The organism is Ruminococcus gauvreauii, from assembly GCF_025151995.1.
GTDB lineage: Bacteria > Bacillota > Clostridia > Lachnospirales > Lachnospiraceae > Ruminococcus_G > Ruminococcus_G gauvreauii.
The window spans coordinates 1,756,876-1,778,478 of the sequence record NZ_CP102290.1 but is presented as its reverse complement, the minus strand read 5'-3'; the positions used below and the strand labels follow the sequence as shown (position 1 = coordinate 1,778,478).

The 21,603-nt window shown below is 47.8% G+C and carries 18 protein-coding genes and 1 other annotated feature; of the genes, 12 read left to right on the top strand and 6 right to left on the bottom strand.

Annotated features, from left to right (window positions below):
• The first annotated feature begins 9 nt into the window (after positions 1-9).
• Complete coding sequence (gene rsmI, locus NQ502_RS08600) at positions 10-858, top strand: 16S rRNA (cytidine(1402)-2'-O)-methyltransferase (RefSeq protein ID WP_028529599.1); 849 nt, start codon at positions 10-12, stop codon at positions 856-858.
• Positions 859-877: 19 nt separating this feature from the next.
• On the opposite strand, the gene NQ502_RS08595 is transcribed toward rsmI, so the two are convergent.
• Genes NQ502_RS08595 through NQ502_RS08580 form a run of 4 tightly spaced genes read right to left on the bottom strand, consistent with a single transcriptional unit; the run spans position 878 to position 3,757 of the window.
• Complete coding sequence (locus tag NQ502_RS08595; protein WP_028529598.1) at positions 878-1,555, bottom strand: amino acid ABC transporter permease; 678 nt, start codon at positions 1,553-1,555, stop codon at positions 878-880.
• A 21-nt stretch (positions 1,556-1,576) separates the two neighbouring features.
• Positions 1,577-2,248 (bottom strand): amino acid ABC transporter permease, encoded by a 672-nt coding sequence (locus tag NQ502_RS08590; RefSeq protein ID WP_028529597.1) that lies wholly within the window; start codon positions 2,246-2,248, stop codon positions 1,577-1,579.
• Positions 2,248-3,021 carry a transporter substrate-binding domain-containing protein gene (locus tag NQ502_RS08585; RefSeq protein WP_028529596.1) on the bottom strand — a complete coding sequence of 258 codons (774 nt, stop codon included), beginning with the start codon at positions 3,019-3,021 and terminating at the stop codon, positions 2,248-2,250. The genes NQ502_RS08590 and NQ502_RS08585 overlap by 1 nt, the downstream gene beginning before the upstream one ends.
• A gap of 10 nt (positions 3,022-3,031) precedes the next feature.
• The gene (locus tag NQ502_RS08580) at positions 3,032-3,757 is read right to left on the bottom strand and encodes an amino acid ABC transporter ATP-binding protein (protein ID WP_028529595.1); all 726 of its coding nucleotides are present in this window, start codon (positions 3,755-3,757) and stop codon (positions 3,032-3,034) included.
• Between the two features lie 231 nt (positions 3,758-3,988).
• Here NQ502_RS08580 and ytaF point away from each other — a divergent pair, with 231 nt between their 5' ends.
• Positions 3,989-4,633, top strand: a complete 645-nt coding sequence (gene ytaF, locus NQ502_RS08575) for a sporulation membrane protein YtaF (RefSeq protein ID WP_028529594.1) — start codon at positions 3,989-3,991, stop codon at positions 4,631-4,633.
• On the opposite strand, the gene NQ502_RS08570 is transcribed toward ytaF, so the two are convergent.
• A complete protein-coding gene (locus NQ502_RS08570) occupies positions 4,571-7,240 on the bottom strand; it encodes a cation-translocating P-type ATPase (RefSeq protein ID WP_028529593.1) in 2,670 nt (889 codons plus the stop codon). The two genes, ytaF and NQ502_RS08570, sit on opposite strands and share 63 nt — an antisense overlap.
• Positions 7,241-7,312: 72 nt before the next feature.
• Here NQ502_RS08570 and NQ502_RS08565 point away from each other — a divergent pair, with 72 nt between their 5' ends.
• The 5 genes from NQ502_RS08565 to rplL all read left to right on the top strand — a co-directional run bounded on the left by NQ502_RS08565 (position 7,313) and on the right by rplL (position 10,398).
• Complete coding sequence (locus NQ502_RS08565) at positions 7,313-7,981, top strand: nucleoside recognition domain-containing protein (RefSeq protein WP_407691154.1); 669 nt, start codon at positions 7,313-7,315, stop codon at positions 7,979-7,981.
• Between the two features lie 110 nt (positions 7,982-8,091).
• Positions 8,092-8,595 carry a HipA domain-containing protein gene (locus NQ502_RS08560; RefSeq protein WP_083963441.1) on the top strand — a complete coding sequence of 168 codons (504 nt, stop codon included), beginning with the start codon at positions 8,092-8,094 and terminating at the stop codon, positions 8,593-8,595.
• A 1-nt stretch (position 8,596) separates the two neighbouring features.
• Positions 8,597-9,238, top strand: coding sequence for an HIRAN domain-containing protein (locus NQ502_RS08555; protein ID WP_044983473.1), 642 nt, complete (start codon positions 8,597-8,599; stop codon positions 9,236-9,238).
• A 28-nt stretch (positions 9,239-9,266) separates the two neighbouring features.
• Positions 9,267-9,400: a sequence feature (ribosomal protein L10 leader region), on the top strand.
• 41 nt (positions 9,401-9,441) lie between these two features.
• Complete coding sequence (gene rplJ, locus NQ502_RS08550; protein ID WP_028529590.1) at positions 9,442-9,945, top strand: 50S ribosomal protein L10; 504 nt, start codon at positions 9,442-9,444, stop codon at positions 9,943-9,945.
• A 75-nt stretch (positions 9,946-10,020) separates the two neighbouring features.
• A complete protein-coding gene (gene rplL / locus NQ502_RS08545) occupies positions 10,021-10,398 on the top strand; it encodes a 50S ribosomal protein L7/L12 (RefSeq protein WP_028529589.1) in 378 nt (125 codons plus the stop codon).
• A gap of 91 nt (positions 10,399-10,489) precedes the next feature.
• Here rplL and NQ502_RS08540 read toward each other — a convergent pair whose 3' ends face one another.
• On the bottom strand, positions 10,490-10,915 hold the full coding sequence (locus NQ502_RS08540; RefSeq protein WP_044983472.1) for a hypothetical protein: 426 nt from the start codon (positions 10,913-10,915) through the stop codon (positions 10,490-10,492).
• 398 nt (positions 10,916-11,313) lie between these two features.
• On the opposite strand from NQ502_RS08540, the gene rpoB reads away from it, so the two are divergent.
• The 5 genes from rpoB to rpsG all read left to right on the top strand — a co-directional run bounded on the left by rpoB (position 11,314) and on the right by rpsG (position 21,602).
• Positions 11,314-15,150 (top strand): DNA-directed RNA polymerase subunit beta, encoded by a 3,837-nt coding sequence (gene rpoB / locus NQ502_RS08535; RefSeq protein WP_028529588.1) that lies wholly within the window; start codon positions 11,314-11,316, stop codon positions 15,148-15,150.
• Between the two features lie 12 nt (positions 15,151-15,162).
• Positions 15,163-18,864, top strand: a complete 3,702-nt coding sequence (gene rpoC, locus NQ502_RS08530) for a DNA-directed RNA polymerase subunit beta' (RefSeq protein ID WP_028529587.1) — start codon at positions 15,163-15,165, stop codon at positions 18,862-18,864.
• Between the two features lie 105 nt (positions 18,865-18,969).
• The gene (locus NQ502_RS08525) at positions 18,970-20,100 is read left to right on the top strand and encodes an N-acetylmuramoyl-L-alanine amidase (RefSeq protein ID WP_049898340.1); all 1,131 of its coding nucleotides are present in this window, start codon (positions 18,970-18,972) and stop codon (positions 20,098-20,100) included.
• A 395-nt stretch (positions 20,101-20,495) separates the two neighbouring features.
• Positions 20,496-20,909, top strand: coding sequence for a 30S ribosomal protein S12 (gene rpsL / locus NQ502_RS08520; RefSeq protein WP_028529586.1), 414 nt, complete (start codon positions 20,496-20,498; stop codon positions 20,907-20,909).
• 222 nt (positions 20,910-21,131) lie between these two features.
• The gene (rpsG, locus tag NQ502_RS08515) at positions 21,132-21,602 is read left to right on the top strand and encodes a 30S ribosomal protein S7 (RefSeq protein ID WP_028529585.1); all 471 of its coding nucleotides are present in this window, start codon (positions 21,132-21,134) and stop codon (positions 21,600-21,602) included.
• Position 21,603: the final 1 nt, after the last annotated feature.

Sequence of the window (21,603 nt, the reverse complement as noted above, 5' to 3'; positions counted from 1 at the left end):
GATCGAAATATGGAAGGCAGGCTTTATCTGTGTGCAACACCAATCGGTAATCTGGAAGATATGACGCTGCGTGTTCTGCGGACGTTAAAAGAGGTGGACCTGATTGCCGCGGAGGATACGAGAAACAGTATTAAGCTTTTGAATCATTTTGATATCAAAACGCCGATGACGAGTTATCATGAGTACAATAAGATCGAAAAGGGGAGACAGCTGATTGAGAAAATGCTGTCCGGCTCCCAGATCGCGCTGATTACCGATGCGGGTACGCCGGCGATCTCCGACCCCGGCGAAGAGCTGGTTGCCATGTGTTATGAGAACGGGATTTCTGTGACTTCCCTGCCGGGACCTGCGGCATGCATCACCGCTCTGACGCTCTCCGGGCTTTCCACCAGAAGGTTTGTTTTTGAGGCTTTTCTACCGGCGGATAAAAAAGAACGGCGCACCGTGCTGGAGGAACTGAAAGAAGAAACGCGCACAATCGTTATGTATGAAGCGCCTCACCGTATGGCTAAGACACTTGAGGAACTGGAAGAAATATTGGGAAACAGAAAGATGACCCTTGTGAGAGAGCTGACCAAACGGTACGAAACGGCATTTCGGACAACGATACCGGAAGCTCTGAAACGCTGCAGGGAAGAAGGCGTCAGAGGAGAGTGTGTGCTCGTGATCGAAGGCAAGAGCAGAGCTCTGATCGAGGAGGAGACGAGGGAAACCTGGCTTTTGATGTCCCTTGAGGATCATATGGAGTACTACGAAAGCCGGGGCATGGACAAAAAGAACGCGATGAAACAGGTGGCAAAAGACCGCGGTGTTGGAAAAAGAGAAATTTATCAGCAGCTTTTGAATGAAAAAGAGTAAATGACCGTCTGGGGCCGGGTCAGTACCGGATTTCCAGACGGTTCTTTTTCTGGCTGCGCACAATGTATGAGAGGACAAAATTGATGATGAAGTATACCAGCGCGACGAATCCAAAGATGACAAAGACTCGCAGTGTCTGGTCGACAGAACTGTCTGCCTGAGCTGACATGATCCATTTGCTGTTGTTGAAAAACTCCTGGATAGCCACCTGTGCCAGAAAAGAGGTGTCCTTGATGACGGTGATCACCTGGGACAGCATAGCAGGGATAATGGAGCGGTAGCACTGTGGGAGGATGATCAGCCTGAGGGTCTGGGGGAAATTAAATCCCTGGGAATAAGCCCCCTCGAATTGACCGGAGGGGATAGAATTCAGACCGCCGCGGATGATCTCCGCCATGCCTGCTGTTGTAAACAGTGTAAATGACAGAATTCCGGAATATACAGGAGCGTCAAACGGCTCCGGAATACGTATCAGAAACCGGATCGCAAACACCCAGAGCAGATGAGGGGTATTCCGGAAGATCTCAATGTAGATAGACGACACCGCGCGAAACATGCGGTTTCCGTAGGTTCGGAGCAGAGCGAATACTGTTCCGAAAATTATGCTGAGACATATGGAGATGACGGCGACAAACAGCGTGGTGAAAAGCCCCTGCAGCAGGTACAGAACATTTCCCCGTGTAAAGACAGATTCCATGACATGTATCAGTGCAGACATTTAACGCACCTCCTTAAATCGCTGTTCCATACGGATGGACAGACGGGTGAGCGGAAAACAGATGATGAAATACAGTATCCCCGCGGTTACATATGCGGGGCCATAGCAGAGTGTGGACGCGGCGAACGAATCAGCCTGGTACATCAGATCACCTCCTGCGATCACAGCCAGGATCGAAGTGTTTTTGATCAGGTTGGATGAGACATTTGCCAGAGGAGGCAGCATTACTTTAAGCGCCTGAGGAAGAATGATGAACAGCATCATTTCCAGGTGGCCGAACCCCTGAGAGATGGCAGCCTCTGATTGCCCGGCGGGCACGGCTGTGATTCCGGTCCGGACGACTTCCGCCATGTAGGCGCCGTGATAAAATCCAAGCCCCAGGATTCCGATCAATGTGACCGGCATGACGGTGCCAAGGTATGGAAGTGCGTTGTACAGAAAAAATATCTGTACGAGCAGCGGAGTGTTCTGAAAGAATTCCACATAAACGCGGGCCAAAGCGCGCAGAATTTTCAGACGGCTCACTGAGAGAATTCCAAACAGGATACCGAGTGTCAGCGACAGGAGCAGTCCGAAAAGAACAATAAAAAGAGTCATGCCAAACCCTTCAGCGAATTTTCCCAGATGGTCAACCAGCATCTGCCATTTTTCTGCAGCAAATATACCGCGCATTAAGTGATCCCCCATTTCTCCATCAGTTTTTTGATATCGCCGTTATGTTTCATCTCGGCAATGGCCGCGTCTGCCTTTTTTGCCAGGTCACTGTTATACTTGGCGATTGCAATGCCATATTCCTGAGATTCAAATTCATCGGGAAGAATGAGCGCTGAATCGTCCAGATAGCCGTTCAGAATTGCACCATCCACCGCAAAGCAGTCTACGCGGCCCGAATCAAGCGCGACTTTGATTTCTGGATACCCGCCGTACTCGGCAAATGACAGCGTGATGCCCTGTTCGAGCGCGGCTGATTCCAATGCTTCACGGGAAGTGGACGATTGTGATACACCGATGGTGCAGCCGTCGAGGTCTGTAAAAGAGCGGATGCCGGAGGACTTTTGGACCATCAGTTTAATGTGGTCTGTATAATAGCTCTGCGTAAAATTAAAGAATTTACGGCGCGCATCGGTGATTGTGAAAGTGGCTGCAACCATATCAAGTTCGCCGGTGTCGAGAAGCGGGCCTCTCGTCTTTGCCGTCACGGGCTGCAGTCGTATGTCCACGTCGGCTCCGTATATCATGCGGGCTGCAGCGGATGCGACATCGATCTCGAATCCTGATATTTCTCCCGTTGCGGTATCCAGAAGACCAAATCCGGGGACATCGTTTTTACAGCCAATCGTTACGGATGGGCGGATTTCGGTTTTTTTAATGCTGCAGCCTGTCAGGAACAGTATGCCCAGTAACATCACTGTCCACAGCAGGGCGGCAAGTTTAAGTCTTTTCATATGCAATTCCTCATCTGATAATTTTGCTTAAAAACTCTCTTGTGCGTTCGTTTTCAGGACGGTCAAAAAATCGATCGGGAGCACCCTCCTCGACAATTATCCCGTTCTCAAGAAAAATTACCCGGTCGGCTACCTGGCGTGCAAATCCCATCTCATGGGTGACAATGACCATTGTAAAATTATTTTCCTTCGACAGATTCACCATGACATCCAGAACTTCCTGAACCATCTCGGGATCCAATGCAGAAGTGGGTTCATCAAATAAGATGATTTTATTCTGGGTGGCAAGTGCGCGTGCGATCGCGATCCTCTGCTGCTGACCTCCGGACAGGCTGGGCGGATAGGCCCCGGCTTTTTCGGCGAGACCAACCTTGTCCAGGTAATGCATGGCAGATTCCACGGCTTCTTTCTTTTTGCGGTGTTTTAATTTCATGGGGGCTAATATCAGGTTTTCTAAGACGGTCAGATGCGGATACAGGTTAAACTGCTGGAAAACCATGGAGGAGTGTTCCCGGTTGACGGCAGTCCGGTTCTTTTTGGTCAGAACTTCTCCGTCGATCAGAATGCGGCCGGATGTCGGCTCTTCCAGACAGTTCATACAGCGGATTAAAGTGCTTTTACCTGAACCGGAAGGACCGATGATGACCAGTTTTTCCCCTTCTTTGATGTGAAGGTTGATGCCCTTTAGTATCTGGGCTTTGCCAAAATTCTTATATATATTTTCCAGCTGTATCAATGGTGTTCCCTCCTGAGTCTGCATAAATTCCTTATTCAGATAGGATGGTCATTTGGACCGCCGGTTATACGCATCCGGTACTTTTTCGTGATTATAATATCCGGGGATTGCTCCGCACGATGTGCTCCGGCAATTCTAAACGATTCGAAAACCGCCCTTGTTCGGGCTGCTTTCATAACCTTTTGCCCCCGGTATCATATGATATTAAGAATAGTACTTTGGATGTGTAATATGAACTTTTTTCTTTCTGGCTTTTTGGAGGCGCTGGTTCTTGTCACCGCACTTTCTGTTGATGCCTTTGTGGCCAGCTTTGCATATGGAACCAACCGCGTGAAAATACCGATATCTTCCATGGCGGTCATGGATCTGATCTCCGCAGGTATTCTGCTGATATTTTTGCTGATTGGCAGTCTTCTGGTTCCGATGATCCCATCCGGCTTCGTGAGGATTTTCTGCTTTGCGGTGTTATTTGGGCTCGGCATGATAAAGATATTTGACAGTTATATCAAAACCCTGATTCGAAAAAACGGGGAACATGCCCCCGAGATTTCGTTTTCTTTTTTGGAATTTTGTTTTATTCTGAAGATTTATGCTGATCCGGATAAAGCGGATGCTGATAAAAGCGGTGTTCTCTCGGTAAAGGAGGCGGTATCACTGGGGACGGCATTGTCTCTGGACAGTGCCGCGGCGGGGTTCGGAGCGGGTGTCATGACCACGAACCCAGTTCTGACGTCTGTGATGTCACTTGTAATCGGGGCCGCTGCAATCCTTGGAGGAAGTCTGCTGGGAAACCGCCTGGCGGAAAAACTGTCTTTAAACCTTTCCTGGATCAGTGGATTTCTGCTTATGGCGCTGGCGTTTATGAAGTTTTTGTAATAGTGTTCCCGGATCAAACAGTAAAAATTCGTGTGCTAACATTGGCATGGCGGAGAGAAAGATCAGGCCGATCCACTCGCCCAGGCTTAACTGTACGGTTTCGAACATGGCAGTCAGAACTGGAATCTCCGTTACCGCCACCTGCAGGGATATGCCGAGGACCAGGGCGAGTATCATCAGCGGGTTGGAAAAGGGATTCATTCGGAAAAGAGATTTTTCCACACTGCGCATGCCGATGGCATGAAACAGTTCTGAGATTCCGAGCACCGTAAAGGCGTAAGTCTGAGCCCGCATCAGTATCTGCGGATCACCCAGTATAATCCGCAGGCTTTCAAGTGTGACGGGGGTATTATTTTGGCTCAGACAGCTCAAGGGAACGCTGAAATACGCCGTTAAACTGACGGCGGCGATCAGGCAGCCGTAGAACAGCGTACAAAAAAGTCCCCCGCCGGCAAAAAGACTCTCCCTGGCACTCCGCGGAGGTTTTTCCATCAGAATCCTGCGGTCGTTTTCATCTACGCCGAGTGCAAGAGCCGGCAGTGAGTCGGTAATCAGGTTGACCCACAGAATATGGCTGGCTTTCAGCGGTGAAGCGAGTCCGGCGATCACGGCGAGAAACATGGTGATGATCTCACCAAAGTTGGAGGACAAAAGGAAAAGAACGGATTTTTTGATATTTTCGTAGATTCCCCGCCCTTCCTCGATTGCCCGTTCTATTGTGGCAAAGTTATCGTCGGTAAGAATAATATCGGCCGCATTTTTGGCGACATCCGTTCCGTTTTTGCCCATGGCAATGCCGATATCTGCCGCCCGGAGTGCAGGTGCGTCATTGACGCCGTCTCCTGTCATGGCAGTGATGCAGCCTTTGCTGCGCAGGGCTTTGACGATACGCACTTTGTGTATCGGTGATACTCTGGCAAATACGCGGTAGTTTTCAATATTTTGGGCAAGTTCCGGATCTGTCAGATTCTCAAGTTCCTGACCGGTGATGCATTCTGTCCTGGAGTCTGCGATCGAAAGCTGTTTTGCGATGGAAAAGGCGGTGTCCGCATGATCGCCTGTTATCATCACCGTCCGGACTCCTGCTTCCCGAAAACGCCTGACGGCCTCGGGGACCTCTGGTCTCGGCGGATCCGACATACCAACCAGGCCTACGAACGTCAGATTTTCCTCTCGCGGAGAGGATACATCCTCTGACATTGCGAGAGCCAGGACGCGGAGTGCATCCCTGCTCATTGCCTGGAGTGCTGCACGAATGGCATCTCTGTCGTGTGCCTGTATGGGTTCTGTGCCGGTGGAGGTCAGAATGCGGTCACAGTGTGCCAGCAGTTCTTCGCAGGAACCCTTTGTATATGAAATTTTCCGGCTGCCCTTCCAATGCACCGTGGTCATCATGCGGCGGGTGGAATCAAATGGAATTTCATCGATCCGGCGCCTTTGCTCTTCCAGGTCTTCTTTTCTGAGACCCGCCTTCATGCCAAGATCCAGCAGTGCCGTTTCCGTGGGATCGCCGATGGGTCTGCCGTTGGAGTACATGGCATCGTTACACAGCACAAAGCCCTCAAAAAAAGCATGATGCCGGTCAGGATCCATGCTCTCCGGCACGTACGCGGTGCCGCGGGTATAGCATTGTACCACAGTCATCTGGTTCTGTGTCAGGGTTCCTGTCTTGTCAGAACACACGACGCCCACGGATCCAAGTGTTTCCACAGCCGGAAGCCGGCGGATAATAGTGTTTATTTTGACCATTCTGGAAACACTCAGGGCAAGCACGATGGTGACAACTGCAGGCAGGCCTTCCGGGACGGCGGCGACCGCCAGTGAGATGGCGGTGATCAGCATTTCAAGTATATCCCTTTTCTGGAGAATCGCAATGACAAAAAGAGAGATACACAGGATGACAGCGCAGATGCTTAAGGCCTTCCCAAGGCTCTCCAGACGCTTCTGAAGCGGGGTCATTTCTCTGGCCGGTTCTGCGATCATTTTTGCGATGCTGCCGATTTTGGTCTGCATTCCGGTGGCTGCCGTGACACCCTCACCACGGCCATAGACCACGCTTGTTGACATATAAACCGTATCGGGGACTTCTTTTTCCACCGGCACGGACTCTCCGGTCAGTGCTGATTCCTCAAGCTTAATGCTCGAGGAGGAGATCAGTTCAATATCAGCCGGAACCTGACAGCCTGCTTCCAGGCTGACGATATCTCCGACGACAAGGCTGGCAGCCGGTATTTTCCTGTATATGCCGTCGCGCTTCACGGTGGCTTCCGGGCTGGTCAGCTTTTTCAGGGCTTCCAGAGACTTCTGCGCCTTGCCTTCCTGTATCATGCCTACCAGTCCGTTTAGCAGGATAACTGCCAGTATGATAAGCGTGTCGCCGTACTCAGCCAGCATAACGGAAATGATTGCCGCTGCAAACAGGATAAAAATCAGTGGATCGTTCAGCTGTGCGGCGAATCTGGCTGCGGCCGAAGGAGGCTTGGGATGGTAAAGTACATTTTCTCCCTGCTCCCGTTTCCGCCGCCCGGCTTCTTCTTCTGTGAGCCCGCTTTCTGGATCAGTCTGATATTTTCGGCGGATTTCCTGCAAATGATTCTGATAAGACATGGCCCTTCCTTTCGTTTTCTATCCGTTAAATTGTTTCATTATATGTGGAAAAGCTTCAGGAGATACTGATTTTTGAAAGAAAAGCATATAGTGGTAGAAATAAAACGAAATGGCAGATATGATATGTTGAATGTATTATGGGCGGCCATGATCCTTCTGGGAATTGCCTACGGCGCGGCTACCGGCCGCTTTCCGGAGGTTTCTGAAGCAGCGCTCTCATCGGCAAAGGAAGCGGTGACACTTGCGATTACCATGCTGGGAATCATGGGACTGTGGTCGGGCATCATGGAGATTGCGACAGACGCCGGAATTCTGGAACGCATGACCAGGAAAATGGGTCCGATACTGTCTTTTTTGTTTCCGAAGATACCGAAAGACCATCCGGCGAGGGATCATATTTCTACAAATATGATCGCCAATTTCCTGGGACTGGGGTGGGCTGCCACGCCTGCCGGATTAAAGGCTATGGAGGAGCTGGCAAATCTTGATGAGGACAGAAGAAAGGGAAGAATACCGGGGCCGGTACAGTCAAAGGGGATAGCCAGTAATGAAATGTGTACATTTTTGATCATTAATATTTCTTCTCTGCAGCTGATACCGGTAAACATCATCGCTTACAGGAGTCAGTATGGAAGCGTAAATCCCACGGCGATCGTTGGTCCGGCGATTGCCGCAACACTGATCAGTACGGTGGTAGGGGTTGTGTTTTGCAAGATTATGGATAGGGGACGGAGAACATAGGGTTCTCCGTTTTCCTATTACATAAAAAATTTCGCTAACGTAAAAGTAGATGCTGCGATGCGACGCTGCAGGAGCGGATCTTCAAAAAATCTTAAATCGAATAAAATGGTATTGTAATACCAGAAAATACGTGCTACCATATAAGAACAAATGTTCTCGTTTTTGATTTTCTGATCGGCAATACAGATCGCCATCAAAGCAATTGGGCATTAATAATGGAAAATAAAGTACTTAGGTTAAGCCCATTATATGATAATAGTTCATCTCTTTGTGCATATGTTAAGGATTCAAAAATAGATCAGTATTTAGGAAATGACCAACTTTTATGGAAGTCTCTTGTGAATACAAAGTCAAGGTCTTTAATACGTATTGGGAGTAAGGAGAAGAAACAACCGACTCAGTTAGATGTACTAAAGTTTCTACGAGAAAAATATTACAAAGAAACAATTGATATTGTAGAAAAGATTGAGACGTGTGTGACAGAAGAAGCTATCGGTGCTATATTAGACAAATACAAGGAAATACTCCCAAAGAAAAAAAGAGATCTAATATTAAGATTTTTATTATCAAAAGTACAATTAATGACTGGAGTTTATGGAAAAAGGGAGGGGTAATATGTCAGTTAAAGGCGGAAAAGATTATCTGTACTTGATTTGGAAATCAGAGAAGTCCAGAAAACAGTACATTGTTGGACAGTTAACTAAAAATAGTCAATATGAATTTCGATATTGCGAGGAAGTGGAATCTGCAATCGCTGATGGGTTTATTCCCTTGCTTTGTTTTCCTGATTTAAATAAGGTTTATAAAGATGATAAACTTTTCTCGATTTTTGTAAGTCGGTTGCCCGACAAAAGAAGAAAGAATATTCGTGATATTTTGAATAAATACGGACTCGAAGAATATGATGAGTATTTATTGTTAAAGAGAAGTGGTGCAAGGCTTCCGATTGACAGTCTTGAATTTATTGATCCGATTTTAGACATGGAGAATGATTTGACACGGATTTTTTACATGGCGGGAGTCAGGCATTATCTGGATTGTGATGGGAAGGATTGTTCCGGAGCCGTGGAGGTTACCAGGGGAGATGAAGTTTATCTAAAAAGAGAACCAGATAACCAATATGATCAGAATGCAGTACAGTTGTTAGATGTCACAGGAAAAGTACTGGGGTACGTTCCGAGATATTACAGTGCTGGGGTAGCAGGAAGCAGCCCCAGCAGGAGCGAAAGTTATGGAGGCGTAAAATTTTGTAAATAATCTTGACAATCTGTCTTACGGATGCTATAGTATTTCAAGTATCACGCCGAAGACAGTGGGTGCCGCAGGGCATAAAGAGATATTCACCCGCCGAGGAGAGATCATTCTTACCTTAAGAATCTTTCACCCTCACTGTCGAAGTGAGGGTCTTTTTATATCTCGAAGCGTGTACAACAAAATAATATAAGGAGGTGCACCGTTTTATGGCAAAAGTAGAACTGAAACAACCGATCGTAGAAGAAATTGCAAACAGCATTAAAGACGCTCAGGCAGTCGTACTGGTAAATTACAGCGGACTTACCGTTGAGCAGGATACAATTCTTCGTAAGGAATTAAGGGAAGCGGGCATTCAGTACAAAGTGTACAAGAATACCATGATGAATTTTGCATTCAAGGGAACAGATTGTGAAAGCCTTGCAGAACATCTGCACGGAACAAACGCAATTGCAATTTCCAGGGAAGATGCAACGGCTCCGGCAAGAATTCTGGCTAAATACGCAAAAATGTACCCGGCTCTGGAAATGGTTGCAGGTGTAATTGAAGGCAATTACAATGATCAGGCTGGCATGCAGGCTCTTGCAAGCGTTCCTTCAAGAGAAGAACTGCTTGGAAAACTGCTTGGAAGCATTCAGTCTCCGATCACGAACTTCGCTCGTGTGCTTAATCAGATTGCTGAAGCAGGACAGCCTGCAGCTGCAGAAGAGTAGAAGTGAATTTTCCGGATAACGTTCCGGAGGGATATAATCAAAAAACAAAAATAAAATCATATGGAGGAAAATAAAATGGCAAAATTAACAACAGCTGAATTTATTGAAGCTATTAAAGAGTTAACTGTATTAGAGTTAAACGATCTGGTAAAAGCATGTGAAGAAGAATTTGGTGTGTCTGCAGCAGCAGGTGTAGTAGTGGCAGCAGCAGGTGCAGGTGATGCAGCAGCAGCTGAAGAGAAAGATGAGTTTGATGTAGAACTTGCAGAAGTTGGACCAAACAAAGTTAAAGTTATCAAAGTAGTTCGTGAAGCTACAGGACTTGGTCTGAAAGAAGCCAAAGAGCTTGTTGACGGAGCTCCGAAAGTGATCAAAGAAGCTGCAGCAAAAGCTGAGGCTGAAGAACTCAAAGCAAAACTGGAAGCTGAAGGTGCTAAAGTTAACCTGAAATAATCCGGTCATACAGCGAAAGCAAAAGAGCAGGTAGTCCATAAGGATACCTGCTCTTGTTTGTTCGTTTTTTAGTTAATCCATAACGGGTTTACTAAAGTGCATCAATCACATAACTGGCTTCCAGTGTGGAGTCGCCGATGGGAACCCAGGCAGAGGAAAGCTTCAGGATAAATGATTCGGAGGGTGTCTGTTCGGGATGCTCCAGGAATTGGATGATCAGCTGACAGATTGTCTTTTCGTTGGCGTCATAGAGGCAGGTCAGAATTTTTTTCTGCCGCTTTATCATGTAAGAGGCAGTGACAGCCTTTTCACTGATCATGAATTCCACGATGTCTTTGAATTCATTATAATGTTCCTGGTCCAGTGCGGCCATGAATGCATATTTGCAGACACCTTTGTTAAAAAAAGAGCGGTCTTTCAGCATATGAAAGGCTTCTTCAAAACGGGAGAAGTGCTGCGGTGATAAAAAGACGTGGGCTGCAATCAGTGCAGGGATACATTTTTCTCTCCATGTCATAATAATCCCTCCTCGGAATAAGAATTGGCTCCGAACGCCCCCTCGGAAGCAATCGCTTCCTCGGTGTTTGTTGCACTCACATGCATTCTGCCATGAGCTGATACGTCTGCGGGGCAGCCGATCATCTCTTGTCAGACTGCGCGTTCGTCGCTATGCGTTCATTGTAGCACAGTTGGATGGAAATCACAATTTTTAACGGTTCAGACGGCGAAAAATTGTGCAAAAGCGGGCATTGGGTGTGTTTGAGCACTTTCCACAATTTGAAATGTAATTAATTGTTGACATTGCATGCTAAATATGATACAGTAAAAAATGCACTATTATGGCAAGATATGCCTACTTCTGGGTGAGAGGCATGTGCGGTAATAAATTTTATATACACAAGGGGTGAAACGTCAATGGAGAAAAACAGAATACGTCCAATTACGACCGGGAAAAGTATGCGGATGAGTTACCAGAGACAAAAGGAAGTTCTGGAAATGCCCAACCTGATCGAGGTTCAGAAAGATTCATATAATTGGTTCCTGAAAGAAGGGTTAAAGGAAGTTTTTAATGATATCTCTCCGATTACCGACTACAGCGACAAGTTGAGCCTGGAGTTTGTTGATTTTACATTGTGCGAAGATGATGTCAAATATTCCATCGAAGAATGCAAAGAAAGAGATGCTACTTACGCCGCACCTTTAAAAGTAAAAGTTCGCTTATATAATAAAGAAAATGACGAGATTAATGAACACGAGATATTCATGGGCGATCTGCCTTTGATGACGCAGACAGGTACTTTTGTTATCAATGGTGCTGAACGTGTTATCGTCAGCCAGTTAGTACGTTCCCCTGGTATTTACTATGCCATCGCACATGATAAAGTTGGTAAGACACTGTATTCATCCACCGTTATCCCGAACAGGGGCGCGTGGCTTGAGTATGAGACGGATTCCAACGATATTTTTTATGTACGTGTAGACAGGACCAGAAAGGTTCCGATCACAGTACTGATCCGTGCCCTTGGAGTGAGCACTAATGCCGAGATCATAGAATTATTTGGTGAAGAGCCGAAGATTCTGGCAAGTTTTACAAAGGACACCTCCGAAAACTATCAGGAGGGTCTGCTCGAATTATATAAAAAGATCCGACCGGGTGAACCGCTCGCAGTAGAGAGTGCGGAGAGCCTGATCATGAGTATGTTCTTCGATCCCAGAAGATATGATCTGGCGAAAGTTGGACGTTATAAATTTAATAAAAAACTGATGCTTAAAAACCGTATTGCCGGACATATCCTTGCTGAGGATGTCATCGATACGATGACAGGCGAAATTATCGCGGAAAAAGGCACAGAAGTTACGAGGGAAATGGCGGATTCCATCCAGAATGCAGCCGTTCCTTTTGTGTGGATTCAGACAGAAGAGCGTAATGTCAAAGTACTGTCAAGCATGATGGTAGATATTACGAACTTTGTCGATGTCGATCCCCGGGAAGTAGGGGTTACCGAACTCGTGTATTATCCGGTACTGTCGCGAATTCTGGAGGAGAATGACAGTCTCGACGATATCAAAGAGGCCATTAAGAGAGAGATTCATGATCTTATTCCGAAGCATATAACAAAGGAAGATATTCTTGCTTCTATTAACTATAATATTCATCTGGAATACGGTCTTGGTAATGACGATGACATCGACCATCTTGGAAACAGAAGAATCCGTGCGGTTGGTGAACTGCTCCAAAACCAGTACAGAATCGGTCTGTCCAGACTGGAGAGAGTGGTCCGCGAAAGAATGACTACACAGGACATCGAGGGGATTTCCCCGCAATCCCTGATCAATATCAAACCGGTTACAGCAGCGGTGAAAGAATTTTTCGGATCTTCACAGCTGTCGCAGTTCATGGATCAGAACAACCCTCTGGGAGAGCTGACGCATAAGAGGCGTTTGTCTGCACTGGGTCCCGGCGGTCTGTCGCGAGACAGGGCAGGATTCGAGGTTCGAGACGTTCACTACTCCCATTACGGAAGAATGTGTCCGATCGAGACGCCGGAAGGTCCGAATATCGGTCTGATCAATTCACTGGCATCTTATGCCCGTATTAATGAATACGGTTTTGTTGAGGCGCCATACAGAAAGATCGATAAAACAGATCCCAAAAATCCGCGTGTCACAGATGAAGTTATCTATATGACAGCGGATGAAGAAGATGATTTCCACGTTGCTCAGGCGAATGAGCCGCTCGATGAGAATGGATATTTTGTTCATAAGAATGTATCCGGCCGTTACAGAGATGAGACTCAGGAGTATGAAAAGCAGATGTTTGATTACATGGACGTATCTCCTAAGATGGTATTCTCCGTGGCAACAGCTCTGATTCCGTTTCTGCAGAATGATGATGCCAACCGCGCGCTGATGGGATCCAACATGCAGCGCCAGGCGGTACCGCTGATGATCACGGAAGCCCCTGTGGTTGGAACCGGTATGGAGACCAAGACGGCAGTTGACTCCGGTGTCTGCATGACGGCCAAGAGAGCGGGGACGATCCTGCGCTCAACATCCAAGGAGATTGTGATCCGCTACGACGACGATGCCAGCACAGAGACGTATCATCTGACGAAATTCTTACGAAGTAATCAGAGCAACTGTTATAACCAGAAACCGATCGTGTTTAAAGGAGATCATGTAGAGGCTGGTCAGGTTGTCGCAGACGGCCCGTCCACTTCCCAGGGGGAACTGGCACTCGGCAAGAACCCGCTGATTGGTTTTATGACATGGGAAGGCTATAACTACGAGGACGCTGTACTGCTCAGCGAGAGACTCGTACAGGAAGATGTCTACACATCCATTCATATAGAAGAATACGAAGCAGAATCCAGGGATACCAAGCTGGGACCGGAAGAGATCACGAGGGATGTTCCGGGTGTCGGCGATGATGCGCTGAAAGATCTGGATGAACGCGGGATTATTCGTATTGGTGCGGAAGTCCGTGCCGGTGATATTCTGGTTGGTAAGGTGACTCCCAAGGGAGAGACTGAACTGACAGCAGAGGAGCGTCTGCTGCGTGCGATTTTCGGTGAGAAGGCGCGCGAGGTGCGTGATACCTCCCTGAAGGTTCCCCATGGGGAATACGGTATCGTTGTGGATGCCAAAGTGTTTACAAGAGAAAACGGGGATGAGCTCTCTCCTGGTGTGAATCAGGCTGTTCGCATTTATATCGCGCAGAAGAGAAAGATTTCCGTTGGTGATAAAATGGCCGGACGTCACGGTAACAAGGGTGTTGTTTCCCGTGTACTTCCGGTGGAAGATATGCCGTTTCTGCCAAACGGACGCCCGCTGGATATCGTACTGAATCCGCTGGGTGTACCATCACGTATGAATATCGGGCAGGTGCTGGAGATTCATCTGAGTCTTGCGGCCAAAGCCCTGGGATTCAACATTGCAACTCCGGTATTTGACGGAGCAAACGAAGACGACATCATGGATACGCTGGATCTGGCGAATGATTATGTGAATCTGAGCTGGGAAGAGTTCTCCGAAAAGCACAAAGATGAGCTGCTTCCGGAGGTTTATGAGTATCTGGATGAGAACAGAGAACACAGAGAACTGTGGAAGGGTGTTCCGATTTCCAGAGACGGAAAAGTCAGACTTCGTGATGGAAGGACCGGTGAATATTTTGACAGTCCGGTAACGATCGGACACATGCATTATCTGAAGCTTCATCACCTGGTAGATGACAAGATTCATGCACGTTCCACGGGACCATACTCGCTTGTTACGCAGCAGCCGCTGGGTGGAAAAGCTCAGTTCGGCGGACAGCGTTTCGGTGAGATGGAGGTTTGGGCCCTGGAAGCATACGGTGCATCATATACACTGCAGGAGATTCTGACAGTGAAGTCGGATGATGTCATCGGACGTGTGAAGACGTATGAGGCGATCATTAAAGGTGATAACATTCCTGAACCGGGAATTCCGGAATCATTTAAGGTTCTGCTCAAAGAGCTGCAGTCCCTGGGACTGGATGTCAAAGTGCTCAAGGAAGATCAGACGGAAGTCGAAATCATGGAGACCGTCGATTACGGTGAGACTGACCTGCGTTCTATTATCGAAGGAGACAAAGGATATTCATCCGATGAATCTTACGGGGAATATGGATTTTCCAAACAGGAATTCGCAGGGGAAGAGTTGATCGATGTGGAGGAACCTGAGGAAGAAGAGGAAATGATTGACCTGGAAGAAACTCTTGACGAAGAGTAGGAGGGTAACCAAATGGCAGAAACAACAAATAAAGAATCATACCAACCGATGACTTTTGATGCCATCAAAATCGGGCTGGCATCTCCGGAGAAGATTCGTGAATGGTCCCGCGGTGAAGTGAAAAAGCCGGAGACCATCAACTACAGGACTTTAAAACCGGAAAAAGACGGTTTGTTCTGCGAACGTATCTTCGGACCGAGCAAAGACTGGGAATGTCACTGCGGTAAATATAAAAAAATCCGTTACAAAGGCGTTGTCTGTGACCGCTGCGGCGTCGAGGTGACAAAGGCCAGCGTTCGAAGAGAACGTATGGGACACATTGAACTGGCTGCGCCGGTATCTCATATCTGGTACTTCAAGGGGATCCCGTCCCGTATGGGGCTGATCCTGGACCTGTCTCCGAGAACACTGGAGAAAGTACTGTATTTTGCAAACTATATTGTCCTGGATAAAGGGACATCTGAACTGATGTATAAGCAGGTGCTCACTGAGAAAGAATTTCAGGAAGCCCGTGAAACTTACGGAAATACCTTCCGCGCAGGCATGGGCGCGGAGTCCATCAAAGAACTGCTGCAGTCGATTGACCTTGAAAAGGAATCCAAAGAACTGAAAGCGGGTTTGAAGGAATCCACAGGTCAGAAGCGTGCCCGTATTATCAAAAGGCTGGAAGTAATTGAGGCATTCCGGGAATCCGGAAATCATCCGGAATGGATGATCATGGATGTGGTTCCGGTTATCCCTCCGGATCTGCGCCCGATGGTTCAGCTGGACGGCGGACGTTTTGCGACTTCCGACTTAAATGACCTGTACAGAAGAATCATTAACAGAAATAACCGACTGAAACGTTTGCTGGAGCTTGGAGCTCCGGACATCATCGTCAGAAATGAGAAGAGAATGCTGCAGGAAGCAGTGGATGCGCTGATCGATAACGGCCGCCGCGGCCGCCCTGTGACAGGTCCGGGTAACCGTGCGCTGAAATCTCTTTCTGATATGCTGAAAGGCAAGTCCGGACGTTTCCGTCAGAACCTGCTCGGAAAACGTGTTGACTATTCCGGACGTTCCGTTATCGTCGTAGGACCGGAGCTGAAGATCTTTCAGTGCGGTCTGCCGAAAGAAATGGCGATCGAGCTGTTCAAACCGTTCGTTATGAAGGAACTGGTTGCTAACGGTACGGCTCACAATATTAAAAATGCAAAGAAGATGGTGGAAAAGCTCCAGACTGAAGTCTGGGATGTGCTGGAAGAGGTTATCAAAGAACATCCGGTTATGCTGAACCGTGCTCCTACGCTTCACCGGCTTGGCATTCAGGCATTTGAGCCGATACTGGTCGAGGGTAAAGCGATCAAGCTTCATCCGCTCGTATGTACTGCGTTCAATGCCGACTTCGACGGAGACCAGATGGCGGTGCATCTTCCGCTTTCCGTGGAAGCGCAGGCAGAGTGCCGTTTCCTTCTGCTGTCTCCGAATAACCTTCTGAAACCGTCAGACGGCGGCCCGGTGGCTGTTCCTTCACAGGATATGGTCCTCGGTATCTACTATCTGACGCAGGAGAGACCGGGTGTCAAAGGTGAAGGAAAATCCTTCAAGAATGTCAATGAGGCGATCCTTGCGTATGAAAACGGAGCAATCACGCTGCAGTCTGTTATTAAGGTGCGCTGTGAAAAGACTCTGCCGAACGGCGAGACGATCCATGACAACGTAGAGTCTACACTGGGGCGTTTCCTGTTTAATGAGATTCTTCCGCAGGATCTTGGATTCGTTGACCGGAGCATTCCGGGCAATGAACTTCTTCTGGAAGTAGATTTCCATGTTGGAAAGAAGGGTCTGAAGCAGATTCTGGAAAAGGTTATCAATACACACGGCGCTACGAAAACTGCAGAGGTTCTGGATGATATCAAGGCAATGGGATACAAGTATTCCACGAGAGCTGCCATGACGGTATCTATTTCTGATATGACGGTACCGGCTGAGAAACCTGAACTGATCCAGAACGCACAGGATACTGTTGATAAGATCACAAGAAACTTCAAACGTGGTCTGATCACGGAAGAAGAGCGTTACAAAGAAGTCGTTGAGACATGGAAAGAAACAGATGATACGCTGACCAAAGCCCTGCTTGGCGGTCTGGATAAATACAACAATATTTTCATGATGGCGGACTCAGGTGCCCGTGGTTCTGACAAGCAGATCAAACAGCTTGCCGGCATGCGCGGCCTGATGGCTGATACAACCGGTCATACGATTGAGCTGCCGATCAAATCAAACTTCCGTGAAGGTCTGGACGTACTGGAATATTTCATGTCTGCGCACGGTGCACGTAAAGGTCTGTCCGATACCGCACTGCGTACGGCCGACTCCGGTTACCTGACGAGACGTCTTGTCGATGTCTCCCAGGATCTGATTATCCGTGAGGTCGACTGCTGTGAAGGCAAAGGTGAAATTCCGGGCATGTACGTGAAGGGATTCATGGATGGCAAGGAAGAGATCGAGAGTCTTCAGGAACGTATCACAGGACGTTTCTCGTGTGAGACGATCAAAGATAAAGAGGGCAATGTGATCGTTAAGGCAAACCATATGATTACGCCGAAACGCGCTGCCCGTATTATGAATGATGGCGTCGACGAAAATGGAAAGCCATTTGACAAGATTAAGATCCGTACAATCTTAAGCTGTAAGTCACATATCGGTGTATGTGCAAAATGTTACGGTGCCAACATGGCAACAGGTGAGACCGTTCAGGTAGGTGAGTCCGTAGGTATTATCGCAGCACAGTCTATCGGTGAGCCGGGTACACAGCTGACGATGCGTACGTTCCACACCGGCGGTGTTGCCGGCGGTGATATCACACAGGGTCTTCCGCGTGTCGAGGAGCTTTTTGAGGCAAGAAAGCCGAAGGGTCTTGCGATTATCACAGAGATCAAGGGTTATGCTGCAATTAAAGATACGAAGAAGAAGCGTGAGATCATCGTTACTGATAACGAAGAAGGCGTTTCCAAGACATATCTGATTCCATACGGTTCCAGGATCAAGGTCCAGGACGGCGCATTGCTTGAGGCCGGAGACGAGCTGACAGAAGGTAGTGTCAATCCACATGATATCCTGAAGATCAAAGGGGTACGTGCGGTTCAGGATTACATGATCCGTGAAGTACAGAGAGTTTACCGGCTGCAGGGTGTTGAGATCAATGACAAGCATATAGAAGTTATCGTAAGACAGATGCTGAAAAAGATCCGTGTGGAGAACAATGGAGATACCGAACTCCTTCCCGGTACACTCGCGGATGTTCTGGAATTTGAAGAACTGAACGAACAGATGATTGCCGACGGCAAAGAACCGGCAGAAGGGAAACAGGTGATGCTGGGTATTACGAAAGCATCTCTTGCGACGAACTCCTTCCTGTCCGCAGCCTCTTTCCAGGAGACGACAAAAGTGCTCACGGAGGCGGCAATCAAAGGCAAGGCAGATAATCTGATCGGCCTGAAAGAAAATGTTATCATCGGTAAGCTGATCCCTGCCGGTACAGGCATGAAGAGATACAGTAATATCAAGCTGGATACAGATCTGATAGTCGATGATGAAGTCGATCTGGATGAAGATTTTGCGTTTGATATAGAGGAGCTTCCGGATGATCTGGACGATGGCTCCATGGATATGGAGACGGATGAATCTGATGAAGAATTTATCGAGGTATCAGAGTCAGATGCTGAAGAATAACAGGTAGTTTTGTCTAAACAGATAAAGGAGTCCAAAGGTAGGTGGAAACACCGGGCTGGGCTCCTTTGTCGCTTTTGAAGGGCTGCCGGAGGAGATATATTTCATATGAAAAACAAAAAGTTAATCATTATTTTGATGGTATGTGTGGGGATTCTTGCTGCTGTACTTGCTGTTTTTTCGTTTCTGATTATGAAAAAGTCTGCGCAAAAAGAGCAGAAAGCGAAAGAGGCAGTGGAGGAAGCGCTCCAGGAGAAAAGTGAAGAGGGATCAGACAATACGGAAGAGATCATGACTCCGGAGCCGACAGTGGAAACCGGAGAGGGGGAACTGACCAATCAGGTCGTATTTGAGGAGACGGATGACCAGGTATTTGTGACGGTTCAGACCGCGAATCTGCGCGGGGAACCGTCCACAGACGCGGAGATACTGGCGACCGCCCCTATGAGCCGGCTGTTCGTGCGGACAGGGGTTTCGGCTGAATGGAGCCGGATCAAAGAAGGCGGGAAAATCTACTATGTATCAAATGAGGTGATTTCCACGGAACGCCCGGAAGCAGCGGGGGATGGAACCGTGCTGCCAGAGACAGAGGGGACTGCAGCGTCATCTGCCGGGAAAACGGTCATCATTGATCCGGGTCATCAGGGAAGCGGCGACAGTACACAGGAACCCATCGGACCGGGTGCGTCATCTACGAAAGCACGTGTGACGTCCGGAACCTCCGGCTGTGTTTCGGGCCTGGATGAATACCAGTTGAATCTGACGGTTTCTCTGAAACTGCGGGATGAACTGGTAAATCGTGGGTATACTGTTTATATGACCAGGGAGACCCACGACGTCAATATCAGCAATAAAGAGCGGGCGGAATTTGCAACGGAGCACGGAGGGGACATCCTGGTGAGAATCCACGCGAATGGATCGGAGAACAGCTCTGTCAGCGGGGCGCTGACGATGGCACCTTCGGAAGGGAATCCGTTCCTGTCTTCGGACTTGATTTCAAAAAGTCAGCTGCTGTCACAAAATATTATAGACGCTTATACGGCTTCCACAGGATTTGCGAGTCAGGGGGTCTACATCACGGATGAGATGAGCGGGATTAACTGGAGCACCATGCCTGTGACGATCGTGGAGATGGGCTATATGTCAAACCCTTCAGACGATGCGGCAATGGCAGATCCGGTCATGCAGACGAAGATGGTAAGCGGAATTGCCGACGGAATCGGCGAATATTTCAGTTGACAGTCTAAACGGCTAATTTTTACCCCCGATTTTAGTTACTATTCACAGTCCACCACCCACATGCGCATTCGTCGCTTCTTTGAGGCTCCAGTCTCGCTCCTTACGGAGCTAAGACTGCTTATGTGGGTGGAGTTCCTGCTTCGCAGGCTTGATATTGATGTACAGTCATCCTCTTACATGCAAGCATGACGAGTCTGCCTATATATCCATATCAGCTGTGAATAGTAACCGATTTTACGCAGTTTTTTCCGATTTTCCTTGACATCAGTTGAACTGCGGGATATAATATTCAAGCGTGCATGAAAATGCAGTTGTTTTCGTGCGCCTTATTACGTCAATAAAGCAGCCGCAGAAAACCCGCAGAATGCGGAGGAATCTACAGGAGGTGAAATGGAATGCCAACATTTAATCAGTTAGTAAGAAAAGGTCGTCAGACATCTGTAAAGAAGTCTACTGCACCGGCACTTCAGAAAAGTTTTAACTCTCTGAAGAAAAAGACAAGCGATATGTCCTCGCCGCAGAAGAGAGGTGTGTGTACAGCTGTAAAAACAGCTACACCAAAGAAGCCTAACTCAGCGCTCAGAAAAATCGCCAGAGTACGTCTTTCCAACGGAATTGAAGTAACAAGCTATATCCCTGGAGAAGGTCACAACTTACAGGAGCATAGTGTAGTTCTGATTCGTGGTGGTAGAGTAAAAGACTTACCAGGTACCAGATATCATATCGTCAGAGGTACACTTGATACAGCAGGTGTTGCTAACAGAAGACAGGCTCGTTCCAAATATGGAGCTAAGAGACCTAAGAAGTAAATCGAAGAGATAATCTACAGTATCACAAGGACACTATATTTTGTACGGTCATTCCTAAGCCCTGCCGGCTGCGGGGAAATAGATGGAATTTACCAGTGCGAACACATAGTAGATATCGGAACGTAACTGCAGTCGGATATCATGTGAGTACCTATGATTTAATCGAAGTCAATCAGCCCGCCGCAAATACGGCAGGCCGTAGTGATTAAGGAGGGAAGTAACGTGCCACGTAAAGGACATACTCAAAAAAGAGACGTCTTGGCAGATCCGCTGTACAACAACAAGGTAGTTACCAAACTTATCAACAACATTATGTTAGATGGTAAGAAGGGCGTAGCTCAGAAGATTGTATACGGCGCATTTACAAGAATTGAAGAAAAAGCTGGGAAACCGGCACTGGAAGTATTTGAAGAAGCAATGAATAATATCATGCCTGTACTGGAAGTAAAGGCTAGACGTATCGGTGGTGCTACGTACCAGGTACCGATCGAAGTAAGACCGGACAGACGTCAGGCACTGGCTCTTCGCTGGCTGACATTGTATTCACGCAAGAGAGGCGAGAAGACAATGGAAGAAAGACTGGCAAATGAGCTTATGGATGCAATGAACAATACCGGAGCATCCGTGAAGAAGAAAGAAGACATGCATAAGATGGCAGAAGCTAATAAAGCATTTGCTCATTACAGATTCTAGG

Excerpts from the sequence above, each read along its gene's own strand:
- rsmI (WP_028529599.1), top strand. The coding sequence starts at position 10 with ATGGAAGGCAGGCTTTATCTGTGTGCAACACCAATCGGTAATCTGGAA.
- NQ502_RS08595 (WP_028529598.1), bottom strand. The coding sequence starts at position 1,555 with ATGGAATCTGTCTTTACACGGGGAAATGTTCTGTACCTGCTGCAGGGG.
- NQ502_RS08590 (WP_028529597.1), bottom strand. The coding sequence starts at position 2,248 with ATGCGCGGTATATTTGCTGCAGAAAAATGGCAGATGCTGGTTGACCAT.
- NQ502_RS08585 (WP_028529596.1), bottom strand. The coding sequence starts at position 3,021 with ATGAAAAGACTTAAACTTGCCGCCCTGCTGTGGACAGTGATGTTACTG.
- ytaF (WP_028529594.1), top strand. The coding sequence starts at position 3,989 with ATGAACTTTTTTCTTTCTGGCTTTTTGGAGGCGCTGGTTCTTGTCACC.
- NQ502_RS08570 (WP_028529593.1), bottom strand. The coding sequence starts at position 7,240 with ATGTCTTATCAGAATCATTTGCAGGAAATCCGCCGAAAATATCAGACT.
- NQ502_RS08555 (WP_044983473.1), top strand. The coding sequence starts at position 8,597 with ATGTCAGTTAAAGGCGGAAAAGATTATCTGTACTTGATTTGGAAATCA.
- rplJ (WP_028529590.1), top strand. The coding sequence starts at position 9,442 with ATGGCAAAAGTAGAACTGAAACAACCGATCGTAGAAGAAATTGCAAAC.
- rplL (WP_028529589.1), top strand. The coding sequence starts at position 10,021 with ATGGCAAAATTAACAACAGCTGAATTTATTGAAGCTATTAAAGAGTTA.
- NQ502_RS08540 (WP_044983472.1), bottom strand. The coding sequence starts at position 10,915 with ATGACATGGAGAGAAAAATGTATCCCTGCACTGATTGCAGCCCACGTC.
- rpoB (WP_028529588.1), top strand. The coding sequence starts at position 11,314 with ATGGAGAAAAACAGAATACGTCCAATTACGACCGGGAAAAGTATGCGG.
- rpoC (WP_028529587.1), top strand. The coding sequence starts at position 15,163 with ATGGCAGAAACAACAAATAAAGAATCATACCAACCGATGACTTTTGAT.
- NQ502_RS08525 (WP_049898340.1), top strand. The coding sequence starts at position 18,970 with ATGAAAAACAAAAAGTTAATCATTATTTTGATGGTATGTGTGGGGATT.
- rpsL (WP_028529586.1), top strand. The coding sequence starts at position 20,496 with ATGCCAACATTTAATCAGTTAGTAAGAAAAGGTCGTCAGACATCTGTA.